General features: G+C 61.1%; 10 protein-coding genes. 8 read left to right on the top strand and 2 right to left on the bottom strand.

What is annotated here, in order from left to right:
- Positions 1-59 precede the first annotated feature (59 nt).
- A complete protein-coding gene (gene pncB / locus ACIPL0_RS00365) occupies positions 60-1,259 on the bottom strand; it encodes a nicotinate phosphoribosyltransferase (protein ID WP_400595014.1) in 1,200 nt (399 codons plus the stop codon).
- Positions 1,260-1,544: 285 nt separating this feature from the next.
- A complete protein-coding gene (locus tag ACIPL0_RS00360) occupies positions 1,545-2,450 on the bottom strand; it encodes a LysR family transcriptional regulator (RefSeq protein WP_400595017.1) in 906 nt (301 codons plus the stop codon).
- Between the two features lie 161 nt (positions 2,451-2,611).
- On the opposite strand from ACIPL0_RS00360, the gene ACIPL0_RS00355 reads away from it, so the two are divergent.
- The 8 genes from ACIPL0_RS00355 (at position 2,612) to ACIPL0_RS00320 (ending at position 12,567) form a co-directional block, all read left to right on the top strand.
- On the top strand, positions 2,612-4,102 hold the full coding sequence (locus ACIPL0_RS00355) for an aldehyde dehydrogenase family protein (RefSeq protein WP_400595020.1): 1,491 nt from the start codon (positions 2,612-2,614) through the stop codon (positions 4,100-4,102).
- 168 nt (positions 4,103-4,270) lie between these two features.
- Positions 4,271-5,554 (top strand): NAD(P)/FAD-dependent oxidoreductase, encoded by a 1,284-nt coding sequence (locus ACIPL0_RS00350; RefSeq protein ID WP_400595022.1) that lies wholly within the window; start codon positions 4,271-4,273, stop codon positions 5,552-5,554.
- Positions 5,555-5,914: 360 nt separating this feature from the next.
- Complete coding sequence (locus tag ACIPL0_RS00345) at positions 5,915-7,048, top strand: ABC transporter substrate-binding protein (protein WP_400595024.1); 1,134 nt, start codon at positions 5,915-5,917, stop codon at positions 7,046-7,048.
- 173 nt (positions 7,049-7,221) lie between these two features.
- A complete protein-coding gene (locus ACIPL0_RS00340; protein WP_400595026.1) occupies positions 7,222-8,136 on the top strand; it encodes a branched-chain amino acid ABC transporter permease LivH in 915 nt (304 codons plus the stop codon).
- Positions 8,137-8,138: 2 nt separating this feature from the next.
- Entirely contained in the window at positions 8,139-9,434 is a 1,296-nt protein-coding gene (gene livM, locus ACIPL0_RS00335) for a high-affinity branched-chain amino acid ABC transporter permease LivM (protein WP_400595028.1), read from the top strand.
- Positions 9,434-10,309: an ABC transporter ATP-binding protein gene (locus tag ACIPL0_RS00330; protein ID WP_400595030.1), complete on the top strand. Its 876-nt coding sequence runs from the start codon at positions 9,434-9,436 to the stop codon at positions 10,307-10,309. The genes livM and ACIPL0_RS00330 overlap by 1 nt, the downstream gene beginning before the upstream one ends.
- Entirely contained in the window at positions 10,306-11,022 is a 717-nt protein-coding gene (locus ACIPL0_RS00325; RefSeq protein WP_400595032.1) for an ABC transporter ATP-binding protein, read from the top strand. The genes ACIPL0_RS00330 and ACIPL0_RS00325 overlap by 4 nt, the downstream gene beginning before the upstream one ends.
- 771 nt (positions 11,023-11,793) lie before the next feature.
- Entirely contained in the window at positions 11,794-12,567 is a 774-nt protein-coding gene (locus ACIPL0_RS00320) for an SDR family oxidoreductase (RefSeq protein ID WP_400595034.1), read from the top strand.
- Positions 12,568-12,676 lie beyond the last annotated feature (109 nt).

The raw sequence follows: 12,676 nt of genomic DNA, 5'->3' as shown, positions 1-12,676 counted from the left end.
AACTCCTTGTGCAGAGAAGGAAAAGTAGGCATTCAAAGACAGAAAACGCGGTGCTCGAGTCAGGCTGGCACCTTGAATACGTGACGCAGGTACGAGACGAATTCCGGGTCCTTGCATTGCGTCTTGCCGGGTTCGTCGGAAATTTTCGCCACCGGCTGGCCGGCACAGGCGGTCATCTTCAGCACGATGCTCATCGGCGTGGTGCCGGGGATGTCGGCGGTCAGGTTGGTGCCGATGCCGAAGCTGACATTGATCCGACCGCGCAAGGCACGGAATATTTCCAGCGCCTTGGGCAGGTTCAGGCCGTCGGAGAACACCAAGGTTTTGCTCATCGGGTCGATGCCGAGGTTCTGGTAGTGGCGAATGCACTTTTCCGCCCACTGCACCGGGTCGCCCGAGTCATGGCGCAGGCCGTCGAAGAGCTTGGCGAAGAACAGGTCAAAGTCGCCGAGGAAGGCGTCGGTGGTGATGCAATCGGTCAGGGCGATGCCCAGCAGGCCGCGGTATTCGCGGACCCAGCAGTCGAGGGCGGCAATCTGGCTGTCGATCAGGCGCGGGCCGAGTTGCTGGTGGGCCATGATCCATTCATGGGCCATGGTGCCCAGCGGCTTGAGGTCGAATTTGCGCGCCAGATGCACGTTGCTGGTGCCGACGAACTGGCCGGGGAAGTCGTTCTTCAGAACCGACACCACTTCTTCCTGTACGGCGAAGGAGAAGCGCCGGCGGGTGCCGAAGTCGGCCACTTTAAGCTCGGCCAGCTCATCGGGCGTGGCGGTGGCGGTCAGCCAGTCGAACTTGCGGTAGAGCTGGTCGCGGGCCTGGCTGAGCAGGGTTTTCGGGTGACGGTAGCGGTTGCGCACTTCGCTGACGATGGCCAGGATCGGCACTTCAAAGAGGATCACGTGCAGCCACGGGCCGGCCAGACGGATGCACAGTTCGTCGTTTTCGACGCTGGTGGTCACGTAGCGCAGGTTGAAACGGAACAAACCGAGGAAACGCAGGAAGTCCGGCTTCATGAAGTTGATGCGTTCGAGGAAGCCGGTTTCTTCCAGGCTCAGAGACAGGTCGCAGAGCTGTTCGATCTGATGGCGGATTTCCATCAGGTAAGGCCGCAGGTCTTCGGCGTTGCGGCAGCGAAACTCCCATTCCACATCGACGTTCGGGTAGTTGTGCAGCACAGCCTGCATCATGCTCAGCTTGTAGAGGTCGGTATCGAGCAGGTTCTGCACGATACGCTCCGCAAAAGCGCTCTCACTCATTGTGTCGCTCCAGCCAGCAGCGGCCGCCACAGTGCGGCCCATGGAAAAGAAGTCGATGTCGCATACGACCTTGCGGTAGCGCAGAGCCACTACGTCCGGTCTGTTGTTGACGATGACCGACATAATGCCAGTCACGGGCGGGTTGGGGCAGAAATGTTTCAGCCTTGGGTACAAGGCACCTGTAGGAGTGAGCTTGCTCGCGATGCTTTTTGTCAGATCGATGAATATCCGTTGGATTCGCCGGCCTCTCGCGAGCAAGCTCACTCCTACAGGAAGATTTCACCGTCATTGCGGCGTCGGCGAATCCAGCTGCTCCAGCATCCACTCCACGAACACTCGGATCTTCGGCACTTCCGCCGTGTGTTCCGGGTAGGCCAGGTAATAGGCGTCGCGGCTGGGCAGGGCGTGGGGCCAGGCGATCACCAGCTTGCCGTCGGCCAGTTCTTCCTCGACCAGAAACTTCGGCAACAGGGCCACGCCGCAGCCGACCTGTGCTGCGCGGATGCACATGTAGAACGTCTCGAAGCGCGGGCCGTGGTAGCTGTGCTCGGTCTGATAACCCTGATCCTCGAACCATTCGTGCCAGGCCTGCGGGCGGTGGGCGTTCTGCAGCAGCACCAGTTCGGCCAGTTGTGTCGGCTCCTTGAACGGTTTGTCTGGCAGACCGCCCGGTGCGCAGACGGCCACCAGTTCTTCGTTGAACAGCTTGACGCTCTCGGCACCGGGGCGGGCGCCCTGGCCAAAGTAGAACGACACGTCACAGCGGTTCTGCGCCAGGTCGTCGCTGTCCTGTTCGTTGACCAGGTCCAGATGGATATGCGGATGACGCAAACGCCAGCCCTTCAGGCGCGGCACCAGCCAGCGCGCGCCAAAGGTCGAAGGCGTGGACACTCGCAAAACTTCGGTCTCGCCGCCGTAGGAACGCAGGAAGTGCGTGGACATCTCCACCTGGGTGAGGATCTTGCGCACCTCGCCCAGATACAGCGCACCTGCGGGTGTCAGCTGCAAACGTCGGCGCACGCGGCGGAACAGCAGGTGCTGCACCAGTTCTTCCAGCTGCGCGACCTGCTTGCTGACTGCGCTCTGGGTCAGGTTCAACTCCTCGGCCGCGCGGGTGAAGCTCAGGTGCCGGGTCACCGCTTCAAAGCACTGCAAGGCCGTGATGGAAGGCATGTGGCGTCTGTTCAACATACTCGGCGTACTCGGCTCAGCATGAAAAAACGGAATGATATCTCGCTTAATCGTCGTTTGTTGGACTCAAGCATCAGGGCTATTACTAGAGGCTGACAATTTATCCGCGTCACAGCATTCCGCTTTCGTGTTTACGGTTCGAACGAACCCCAGGAGAAATCATGCTCAACGACCTGCTTACCCGTCTCGGTGTCGACCCCGCGCTGTACCAGAAGGGCGACAAGCCTGTGCATACCCCGATCGATGGCAGCCAGGTCGCCTCGGTGAGCTGGGAAAGCGCCGCGCAGGTCGAGCAGCGCATCACCCGTGCCGAACACGCTTTCGAAGCCTGGCGCAAAGTGCCGGCGCCACGCCGTGGCGAGCTGATTCGCCTGTTCGGCGAAGCACTGCGCAAGCACAAGGCCGATCTCGGCGAACTGGTGTCGTGGGAAGCTGGCAAGATCACCCAGGAAGGTCTGGGTGAAGTGCAGGAAATGATCGACATCTGCGACTTCGCCGTTGGCCTGTCGCGGCAGATCTACGGCCTGACCATCGCCTCCGAGCGTCCGGGCCACCACATGCGTGAAACCTGGCACCCGCTGGGTGTGGTCGGCGTGATCAGTGCGTTCAACTTCCCGGTCGCGGTATGGTCGTGGAACACCGCGCTGGCGCTGGTCTGCGGCAACTCGGTGATCTGGAAGCCGTCGGAAAAGACTCCGCTGACCGCACTGGCCTGTCAGGCACTGTTCGACCGCGTTGCCGCCGAATTCCCGGATGCGCCGCAGTTCCTCGCGCAGTGCGTGGTCGGTGGTCGTGATGCCGGCGAGGCATTGGTCGACGACAGCCGCGTCGCGCTGGTCAGTGCTACCGGCAGCACCCGCATGGGCCGCGAAGTGGCGCCGAAGATCGCCGCGCGTTTCGCTCGCAGCATTCTCGAACTGGGCGGCAACAACGCCATGATCCTCGCGCCAAGCGCCGATCTGGATCTGGCCGTGCGCGCCGTACTGTTCAGCGCCGTCGGCACCGCCGGCCAGCGTTGCACCACCCTGCGTCGCCTGATCGCGCACAATTCGGTCAAGGCCGAGTTCGTCGAGCGTCTGAAAGCCGCCTACGCCAAAGTGCGCATCGGCCACCCGCTGGAAGGCAATCTGGTCGGCCCGCTGATCGACAAGCAAAGCTTCGAAAACATGCAGGAAGCGCTGGAACAGGCCCTGAGCGAAGGCGGCAAGTTGTTCGGCGGCAAGCGCCAGCTGGCCGACAAATTCCCGAATGCCTACTACGTCTCGCCGGCCATCGTGGAAATGCCGGAGCAGAGCGACGTGGTGCGCAGCGAAACCTTCGCGCCGATCCTGTACGTGGTCGGTTACGACGACTTCAACGACGCCGTGCGCCTGAACAACGACGTGCCGCAAGGCCTGTCCTCGTGCATCTTCACCACTGACGTGCGTGAAGCCGAGCAGTTCATCTCCTCGCTGGGCAGCGACTGCGGCATCGCCAACGTCAACATCGGCCCAAGCGGCGCGGAAATCGGCGGTGCGTTCGGTGGCGAGAAGGAAACCGGCGGCGGCCGTGAGTCCGGCTCCGATTCGTGGAAAGGCTACATGCGCCGCCAGACCGCGACGGTGAACTACTCCCGCGAACTGCCGCTGGCGCAGGGGATTACCTTCGATTGACCCGTACGTGGTGTGCCAAGCGCACCGCGTACACCCGGATCGCGAGCAAGCTCACTCCTACAGGTCTTGCGTAGAACATGTAGGAGTGAGCTTGCTCGCGATGGCGGTATAACAAACGACGCTGCAATTGAATCTTGAATCATCGTTGTCTCTTTCCGAGGTTTTGCGATGCCGCTACGCGAAGAATGTCTGTGGGAAACGCTGACGCCGCAGAGGCCTGAGGCGCCAGCGTTGAGAGGGGAAATGACGGTCGATGTCTGCGTGATCGGCGCGGGCATTACCGGGTTGTCGGCGGCCATTCACTTGCTGGAGCAAGGCAAGCGGGTCGCCATTGTCGAAGCCCATCGCACCGGCCAGGGCGGTTCGGGGCGCAACGTCGGGCTGGTCAACGCCGGTCTGTGGATTCCGCCGGACGAGATCGAAGCCGGTTTCGGCGAAAAGGTCGGCAGCCAGCTCAACAGCATGCTTGGCAACGCACCGTCGGTGGTGTTCGGCCTGATCGAAAAATACGCCATCGACTGCCAGGCCACGCGCAAGGGCACGTTGCACATGGCGCACAACGCCAAGGGCGAAGTCGACCTGCGCAGCCGTGAGCAACAATGGAAACGCCGTGGCGCGCCCATCGAATTGCTCACCGGCAAGGCCTGTCAGGAGGCCACCGGTACCAAAGAAATCACCGCCGCGCTGCTCGACCACCGTGCTGGCACCATCAACCCGATGGCCTACACCAGCGGTCTGGCGGCAGCTGTCAGCAAGCTCGGCGGCCAGCGTTACGATCATTCGCCGGTCAAGCGCCTGGAGCGTCAGGGTCAGCGCTGGTGCGTGATCACCGATCAAGGGTCGGTGCTTGCCGATCAGGTGGTCATCGCCTCCAACGCTTACACCGAAGGCGAATGGACCGACATCAAGCGCAATTTTTTCCCCGGTTATTACTATCAGGTCGCCTCGGTGCCGCTCACCGAAGACGCCGCGCAGCAGATCTTGCCCGGTGGTCAGGGCTCGTGGGACACCCGTCAGGTGCTGAGCAGCATCCGCCGCGACGCCGACGGTCGCCTGTTGCTGGGCAGCCTGGGCAACGGCAACCAGAAGCCGGCCTGGTTCCTCAAGGCTTGGGCCGACCGCGTGCAGCAGCACTATTTCCCGTACCTGCAAAAGGTGGAGTGGGAATGCACCTGGACCGGTTGCATCGACTTCACGCCCGATCACCTGTTACGCATGTTTGAACCTGCACCGGGACTGGTCGCGATGACCGGTTACAACGGTCGCGGCAACACCACTGGCACGGTGGTCGGCAAGGCGTTTGCCGATTATTTGTGCAGCGGTAACACTGACGTGCTGCCGATTCCCTTCGCACCCATGCGTCCGTTGGCGGGCATTGGGCTGCGCAGTTCGCTGTATGAAGCTGGCTTTTCGCTATATCACGCAGGGCAATGCCTGCGAATCGTCATCTAAGGCAGAAATGTCCTACGGATAGCGGTGGTTTTCTGTACGTCCACTAACCTCAAATGGTGCGTGCTGTAGCGGCTGCGCACCTCTGGTGTGCAGTTCGGTGACGCATGCTGTAACCATTGGGTTGTACGGTCTGTTGCCACAAGGTTGCGCGGATAAATGAGGAGGGTTGCTCTTTCGGAACGAAAAAGGTTGCACCTTGCGCGGTTCAGACGGTTGCACGCCCAATGAAAGTGGGCTCGAAACAGTCAAAAAAACAACAAAACGATGACTTTTTTCAGAATAAAAAACCGATGGCACGCCGCTTGCTCAGAGCATCTCTGTGGTCGCAGTGCTAATTAAAAAACCTAGGAGCACCAACTCATGTCGCAGACGTTTTACAGGAAAGGCTTTCTGGCACTCGCAGTGGCTACTGCAATGGGTGCGGCTACTTTTGCGCAGGCCGACGTCAAGATCGGCGTTGCAGGCCCGATGACAGGCGCCAACGCCTCGTTCGGTCTGCAGTACATGAAGGGCGCCCAGGCGGCGGCGGATGCAATCAACGCTGCGGGCGGCGTCAACGGGGAGAAGATCGTTCTGGTTCAGGGCGATGACGCATGCGAGCCGAAACAGGCCGTAGCGGTGGCCAACAAGATGTCCCAGGAGAAGGTTGCCGGCGTGGTCGGTCACTTCTGCTCCTCGTCGACCATTCCGGCGTCGGAGGTGTATGACGAAGCGGGCATCATCGCGATCACTCCAGGTTCCACCAACCCGACCGTGACCGAGCGCGGCCTGAGCGCCATGTTCCGCATGTGCGGCCGTGACGACCAGCAAGGCATCGTCGCCGGCGACTACATCGTCGACGTGCTCAAGGGCAAGAAAGTCGCCGTCATCAACGACAAGGACACCTACGGCAAGGGCCTGGCCGATGCCACCGCCAAGCAGCTGACCGCCCGTGGCGTGAAGCCGGTGCTGGAAGAAGGTCTGACCCGTGGCGAGAAAGACTTCAGCGCCCTGGTCACCAAGATCCGTGGCGCTGGCGCCGACGTGGTCTACTTCGGCGGCCTGCACCCGGAAGCCGGTCCGCTGGTTCGCCAGATGCGTGAACAAGGTCTGAAAGACGTCAAGTTCATGTCCGACGACGGTGTCGTGACCGACGAACTGGTGACCACCGCCGGTGGCGCGAAATACGTCGATGGCGTGTACATGACCTTCGGTGCCGACCCGCGCCTGCTGCCAGACAGCAAGGCCGTGGTCGATCAGTTCCGCAAGGCCGGTTACGAGCCTGAAGGCTACACCCTGTACGCCTACGCTTCGGTTCAGGCCCTGGCTGCCGGCTTCAACGGCGCCAAGTCGAACAAGGGCGAAGACGCCGCCAAGTTCCTCAAAGCCCACCCGGTGAAGACCGTCATGGGCGAGAAGGCCTGGGACACCAAGGGCGACCTGAAAGTCTCCGACTACGTGGTCTATCAGTGGGACAAGGACGGCAAATATCACCAGCTCGAAAAGCAGAAGTGAGTTGAGCGCTTAGTCGGACAGGCTGCGGGCTCGCTCGCGGCCTGGCCCGGTAATCGGTGCCGCGCCACGCGGCGCCGGATTTCTTCTGTTGCCATCGTGCGTGTCACGCCGCTCCTCACGAGGGGGCTGGCGGTGTACGCCGGGTTGGCCTTTCAAGTTCGTGAGCGTGCGTGATGGATGGTATTTTCCTGCAGCAAATGGTCAACGGCCTGACTCTCGGTTCGGTCTACGGCCTCATCGCCATCGGTTACACGATGGTCTACGGCATCATCGGCATGATCAACTTCGCCCACGGCGACGTGTACATGATCTCCGCCTACCTCGCAGCCATCGGCCTGGCCGTGCTGTCGTTCTTCGGCATTCAGTCTTTCCCTTTCCTGATTCTCGGCACGCTGGTGTTCACCATCGTGGTGACCGGTATCTACGGCTTCGTGATCGAACGGGTGGCCTACAAGCCACTGCGCAACTCGACCCGCCTGGCACCGCTGATCAGCGCCATCGGCATTTCCCTGATCCTGCAGAACTACGCGCAGATCGCCCAGGGCCCACGTCAGCAAGGCGTACCGACCCTTCTTGAAGGCGCCATGCGCTTTGAGGTCGGCAGTGGCTTCGTGCAGATCACCTACACCAAGATCTTCATCCTGATTGCCGCCTTCGTCGGCATGGGTGTGCTGACCTACATCATCAAGTACACCAAGCTGGGGCGGATGTGCCGCGCCACTCAGCAGGACCGCAAGATGGCGTCGATCCTTGGCATCAACACCGACCGGATCATCTCCTACGTGTTCGTCATCGGTGCTGCCATGGCCGCGCTGGCCGGCGTGCTGATCACCATGAACTACGGCACCTTCGACTTCTTCGCCGGCTTCGTCATCGGCATCAAGGCCTTCACCGCTGCGGTACTGGGCGGTATCGGCTCGTTGCCGGGCGCCATGCTCGGCGGGTTGATCCTGGGGGTTGCCGAGTCGCAATTCTCCGGTCTGATCAACTCCGACTACAAAGACGTGTTCAGTTTCGGCCTGCTGGTATTGATCCTGATCTTCCGTCCTCAAGGCCTGCTGGGTCGCCCACTCGTGGCGAAGGTGTAACCATGTCTGCTCCCGTCAAACCCATCGATATCAAACAAAGCCTGATCGACGCGGTGATCGCCGGCCTGCTGGCGCTGATCGTGTTCGGTCCCATCGTCGGCGTCGTGCTCGACGGCTACCAGTTCAACATGGAGCCGCGACGTGTTGCCGCGCTGGTCGGCGTGGTGGTGATCGGCCGCTTCCTGCTCAGCCTGTTCCTGCAAACGCCCAAGGGCCTGGCGATCCTGCAGAACTTCGAGGGCTCCGGCTCCGGCGTTCACGTATTGCCGCCTGACTACAAATCGCGCCTGCGTTACATCATCCCGCTGATGATCGTCATCGCGGTGGTCTTCCCGGTGTTTGCCGACAAATACGTGCTGACCGTGGTCATCCTCGGCCTGATCTACGTGTTGCTGGGCCTGGGCCTGAACATCGTGGTCGGTCTGGCCGGTCTGCTCGACCTCGGCTATGTGGCGTTCTACGCCATCGGTGCCTATGGTCTGGCGCTGGGCTATCAGTACCTGGGGCTGGGCTTCTGGTCGGCATTGCCGCTGGCGGCCATCGCGGCGGCGCTCGCCGGCTGCATCCTCGGTTTCCCGGTATTGCGCATGCACGGTGACTACCTCGCCATCGTGACCCTGGGCTTCGGTGAAATCATCCGTCTGGTGCTGAACAACTGGCTGTCGTTCACCGGCGGCCCGAACGGCGTGGCGGTGCCTTCGCCGACCTTCCTGGGCCTTGAGTTCGGCCGTCGGGCCAAGGATGGCGGCATTCCGATCCATGAATATTTCGGCTTCGAATACAACCCGGACCTGAAATTCATCTTCATCTACGGCGTGCTGTTCCTCGTCGTGCTGGCCGTGCTGTACATCAAGCATCGCCTGACCCGCATGCCGGTCGGCCGCGCCTGGGAAGCCCTGCGTGAAGACGAGATCGCCTGCCGCGCCATGGGCCTGAACCATGTGCTGGTCAAACTCTCGGCGTTCACCCTGGGTGCTTCCACCGCCGGTCTGGCCGGGGTGTTCTTTGCCAGCTATCAGGGCTTCGTCAACCCGACGTCGTTCACCTTCTTCGAATCGGCGCTGATTTTGGCCATCGTCGTGCTCGGCGGCATGGGTTCCACCGTCGGTGTGGTGATCGCTGCATTCGTGCTGACCGTTGCCCCGGAAATGCTGCGCAGCTTCGCCGAATACCGCGTGCTGCTGTTCGGCGTGCTCATGGTGCTGATGATGATCTGGCGCCCACGCGGCCTGATTCGCATCAGCCGTAGCGGCGTGCGCCCACGCAAAGGCGTGCTGGCCAAAGCGGAGGGCGTGTGATGAGCAACGATATCGTTCTGTCCGTCGAAAACCTGATGATGCACTTCGGCGGCATCAAGGCCCTCAGCGACGTCAGTCTGGAAGTACGGCGCAACTCGATCTTCGCCCTGATCGGCCCCAACGGCGCCGGCAAGACCACCGTGTTCAACTGCCTGACCGGTTTCTACAAAGCCACCGGCGGGCGCATCGAACTCAATGCGCGCGGCAAGAAGACCAACGTCATCCAGCTGCTCGGCGAGCAGTTCCGTGCCAGCGATTTCGCCTCGCCGAAACGCTTCGGCAGCCGGCTGTTCTACAAGATGTTCGGTGGCACCCATCTGGTGAACCGCGCAGGCTTGGCCCGGACCTTCCAGAACATTCGCCTGTTCAAGGAAATGTCCGTGGTCGAGAACCTGCTGGTGGCCCAGCACATGTGGGTCAACCGCAACATGCTGGCCGGCATCCTCAACACCAAGGGCTATCGCAAGGCGGAAGAGGACGCGCTGAACACGGCGTTCTACTGGCTGGAAGTGGTCGATCTGGTGGACTGCGCCAACCGTCTGGCCGGTGAGCTGTCCTACGGCCAGCAACGCCGCCTGGAGATCGCCCGGGCCATGTGTACCCGCCCGCAGGTGATCTGCCTGGACGAACCGGCCGCAGGCCTCAACCCGCAGGAAACCGAAGCGTTGAGCGGCATGATTCGCCACCTGCGCGACGACCACGACATGACCATCGTGCTGATCGAGCACGACATGGGCATGGTCATGGGCATTTCCGACGATATCGTCGTGCTGGACCACGGCAACGTGATTGCCAAGGGCAAGCCGGAGCAGATCCGCAACGATCCGAAAGTGATTGCTGCGTATCTGGGTGCTGATGAAGAGGAGCTGGTATGAGTAAGCCGATCCTCGAACTGAAAGAGATCGACGTGTATTACGGGCCGATCCAGGCCCTGAAGAAAGTCTCGCTGGAAATCAACGAAGGAGAAACCGTCAGCCTGATCGGCTCCAACGGCGCGGGCAAATCCACGCTGCTGATGTCGATCTTCGGCCAGCCGCGGGCGGCTCGCGGGCAGATCATCTATCAGGGCACCGACATCACCCACAAGTCGTCGCACTACATCGCGTCCAACGGCATTGCACAGTCGCCGGAAGGCCGTCGGGTGTTCCCCGACATGTCGGTGGAAGAGAACCTGATGATGGGCACCATCCCGATCGGCGACAAATACGCCAGCGAAGACATGCAGCGCATGTTCGAGCTGTTCCCGCGCCTCAAGGAACGGCGTAATCAGCGGGCGATGACCATGTCCGGTGGCGAGCAGCAGATGCTGGCGATTGCCCGTGCGCTGATGAGCCGTCCCAAGCTGTTGCTGCTGGACGAGCCGAGCCTGGGCCTGGCGCCGATCGTGGTGAAGCAGATCTTCTCCACCCTGCGTGAACTGGCACAGACCGGCATGACCATCTTCCTGGTCGAGCAGAACGCCAACCACGCGCTGAAGCTGTCGGACCGTGCCTATGTGATGGTCAACGGCGAAATCCGCCTGACCGGCACCGGCAAGGAGCTGCTGAGCAACGAGGAAGTGCGCAACGCCTATCTCGGCGGGCATTGATCCTTTCGCTTGATTTGCGGTACGCGACGCCCCGGGTGGATAACACTCGGGGCGTCGTCGTTTGCAATTGTGGAAAACCCTTTTCAACTGCTGCCAAAGCGCGACAGTTAGCCGCTGCAAATGGTTGTTTTGTCACGGTTTTGACTTGTTCAGTTTTACTGTGGAGACGGCTGTGAATAAGTTGGTGGCAGGTGGCTGCAGGCCACGATTGGCGTGGCTTGTAGCCTATTGATCAGTATTTGACCAGTGTTTTTGGTCGGTATTTTCGAGTGATTTGTCAACGCCATCATGGCTGGTTTTTTATACAGCTTTTACAGGTGATAACCCTGTGGATAACTCTGTGTGCAACCCTTGGAAAGACCTCCGCAGGTAGCGCAATCTCTGGCTTGTGGCGGCATGAAGGGGTTCATCGTGCCATCAGCGCTGGTGCGCTATTGCAGATACGTTTCAGCGGGTCAAGGAAAAACACTCGAAAAATTGCCCACAGACCCCGTATGGCGCGGCCTGCGTGGTTTCGAGTTGCCCCCAGAGATTGTGCGTGCGGCTGTGGATAAGATGGGCAAAACTGCGTGCAGGCCGCACGTTACGTGGCTTTGCGGTTTCTGGTCGTTTTTTGTACAGCACATGCGGTTGTACGACGATCTTGCGCGTCAGGCTTGATCCGTCACCGTCTGCGCGGGCATTCTCCAGAACTTTCCTACGCGCAGCGCAGGCTGCGTTAACCCGCGCTTATTTCCCATAAGCCCGCACCACTCAAGTCAGGAGATTCCAATGACTTCCACCGTGTTCATTACCGGCGCTACTTCCGGGTTTGGCGAAGCGTGCGCCCGGCGTTTTGCAGAAGCGGGCTGGTCGCTGGTGCTGACCGGTCGCCGTGAGGACCGTTTGCAGGCGCTGCAGGCCGAGCTGTCGAAACAGACCAAGGTGCACACCATCACCCTGGACGTGCGCGACCGTGCAGCCATGGAGAGCGCCATCGAAGGCCTGCCGGCCGAGTTCGGCAAGATTCGCGGCCTGATCAACAACGCAGGTCTGGCACTGGGCATCGACCCGGCGCCGAAGTGTGATCTGGATGACTGGGACACCATGATCGACACCAACATCAAGGGTCTGGTCTACACCACCCGCCTGCTGCTGTCGCGTCTGATTGCCTACGGTCGCGGTGCCAGCATCGTCAACCTGGGCTCGGTGGCCGGCAACTACCCGTACCCGGGCGGCAACGTGTATGGCGGTAGCAAGGCGTTCGTCGGTCAGTTCTCGCTGAACCTGCGCAACGACCTGATCGGCACCGGCGTGCGTGTGACCAACCTGGAGCCGGGCCTGTGTGAAAGCGAGTTCTCGCTGGTGCGCTTCGGCGGCGATCAGGCCAAGTACGACGCCACCTACGCGGGCGCCGAGCCGATCCAGCCACAGGACATCGCCGAGACGATCTTCTGGATCATGAACACCCCAGCCCACGTCAACGTCAACAACCTGGAAATCATGCCGGTCAGCCAGACCTGGGCAGGATTTGCGATTGATCGTACGCGCGGTGATGCGAAGTAAGGCGGGATCGCCAAGCCGCATATGACCGGTAGGAGCCGGCTTGCTGGCGAATGCAGTGTGTCAGACACCGTTATGTAGCTGATGCACCGCGTTCGCCAGCAAGCCGGCT

Source organism: Pseudomonas sp. NPDC090208, assembly GCF_044746785.1.
Taxonomy (GTDB): domain Bacteria; phylum Pseudomonadota; class Gammaproteobacteria; order Pseudomonadales; family Pseudomonadaceae; genus Aquipseudomonas.
Note: the sequence above shows the minus strand (reverse complement) of the source record. Positions and strands in the feature narration are given on the sequence as shown.

Bases quoted from the DNA above. Each gene is read 5' to 3' on its own strand.
- pncB (WP_400595014.1), bottom strand. From the start codon at position 1,259: ATGAGTGAGAGCGCTTTTGCGGAGCGTATCGTGCAGAACCTGCTCGAT.
- ACIPL0_RS00360 (WP_400595017.1), bottom strand. From the start codon at position 2,450: ATGTTGAACAGACGCCACATGCCTTCCATCACGGCCTTGCAGTGCTTT.
- ACIPL0_RS00355 (WP_400595020.1), top strand. From the start codon at position 2,612: ATGCTCAACGACCTGCTTACCCGTCTCGGTGTCGACCCCGCGCTGTAC.
- ACIPL0_RS00350 (WP_400595022.1), top strand. From the start codon at position 4,271: ATGCCGCTACGCGAAGAATGTCTGTGGGAAACGCTGACGCCGCAGAGG.
- ACIPL0_RS00345 (WP_400595024.1), top strand. From the start codon at position 5,915: ATGTCGCAGACGTTTTACAGGAAAGGCTTTCTGGCACTCGCAGTGGCT.
- ACIPL0_RS00340 (WP_400595026.1), top strand. From the start codon at position 7,222: ATGGATGGTATTTTCCTGCAGCAAATGGTCAACGGCCTGACTCTCGGT.
- livM (WP_400595028.1), top strand. From the start codon at position 8,139: ATGTCTGCTCCCGTCAAACCCATCGATATCAAACAAAGCCTGATCGAC.
- ACIPL0_RS00330 (WP_400595030.1), top strand. From the start codon at position 9,434: ATGAGCAACGATATCGTTCTGTCCGTCGAAAACCTGATGATGCACTTC.
- ACIPL0_RS00325 (WP_400595032.1), top strand. From the start codon at position 10,306: ATGAGTAAGCCGATCCTCGAACTGAAAGAGATCGACGTGTATTACGGG.
- ACIPL0_RS00320 (WP_400595034.1), top strand. From the start codon at position 11,794: ATGACTTCCACCGTGTTCATTACCGGCGCTACTTCCGGGTTTGGCGAA.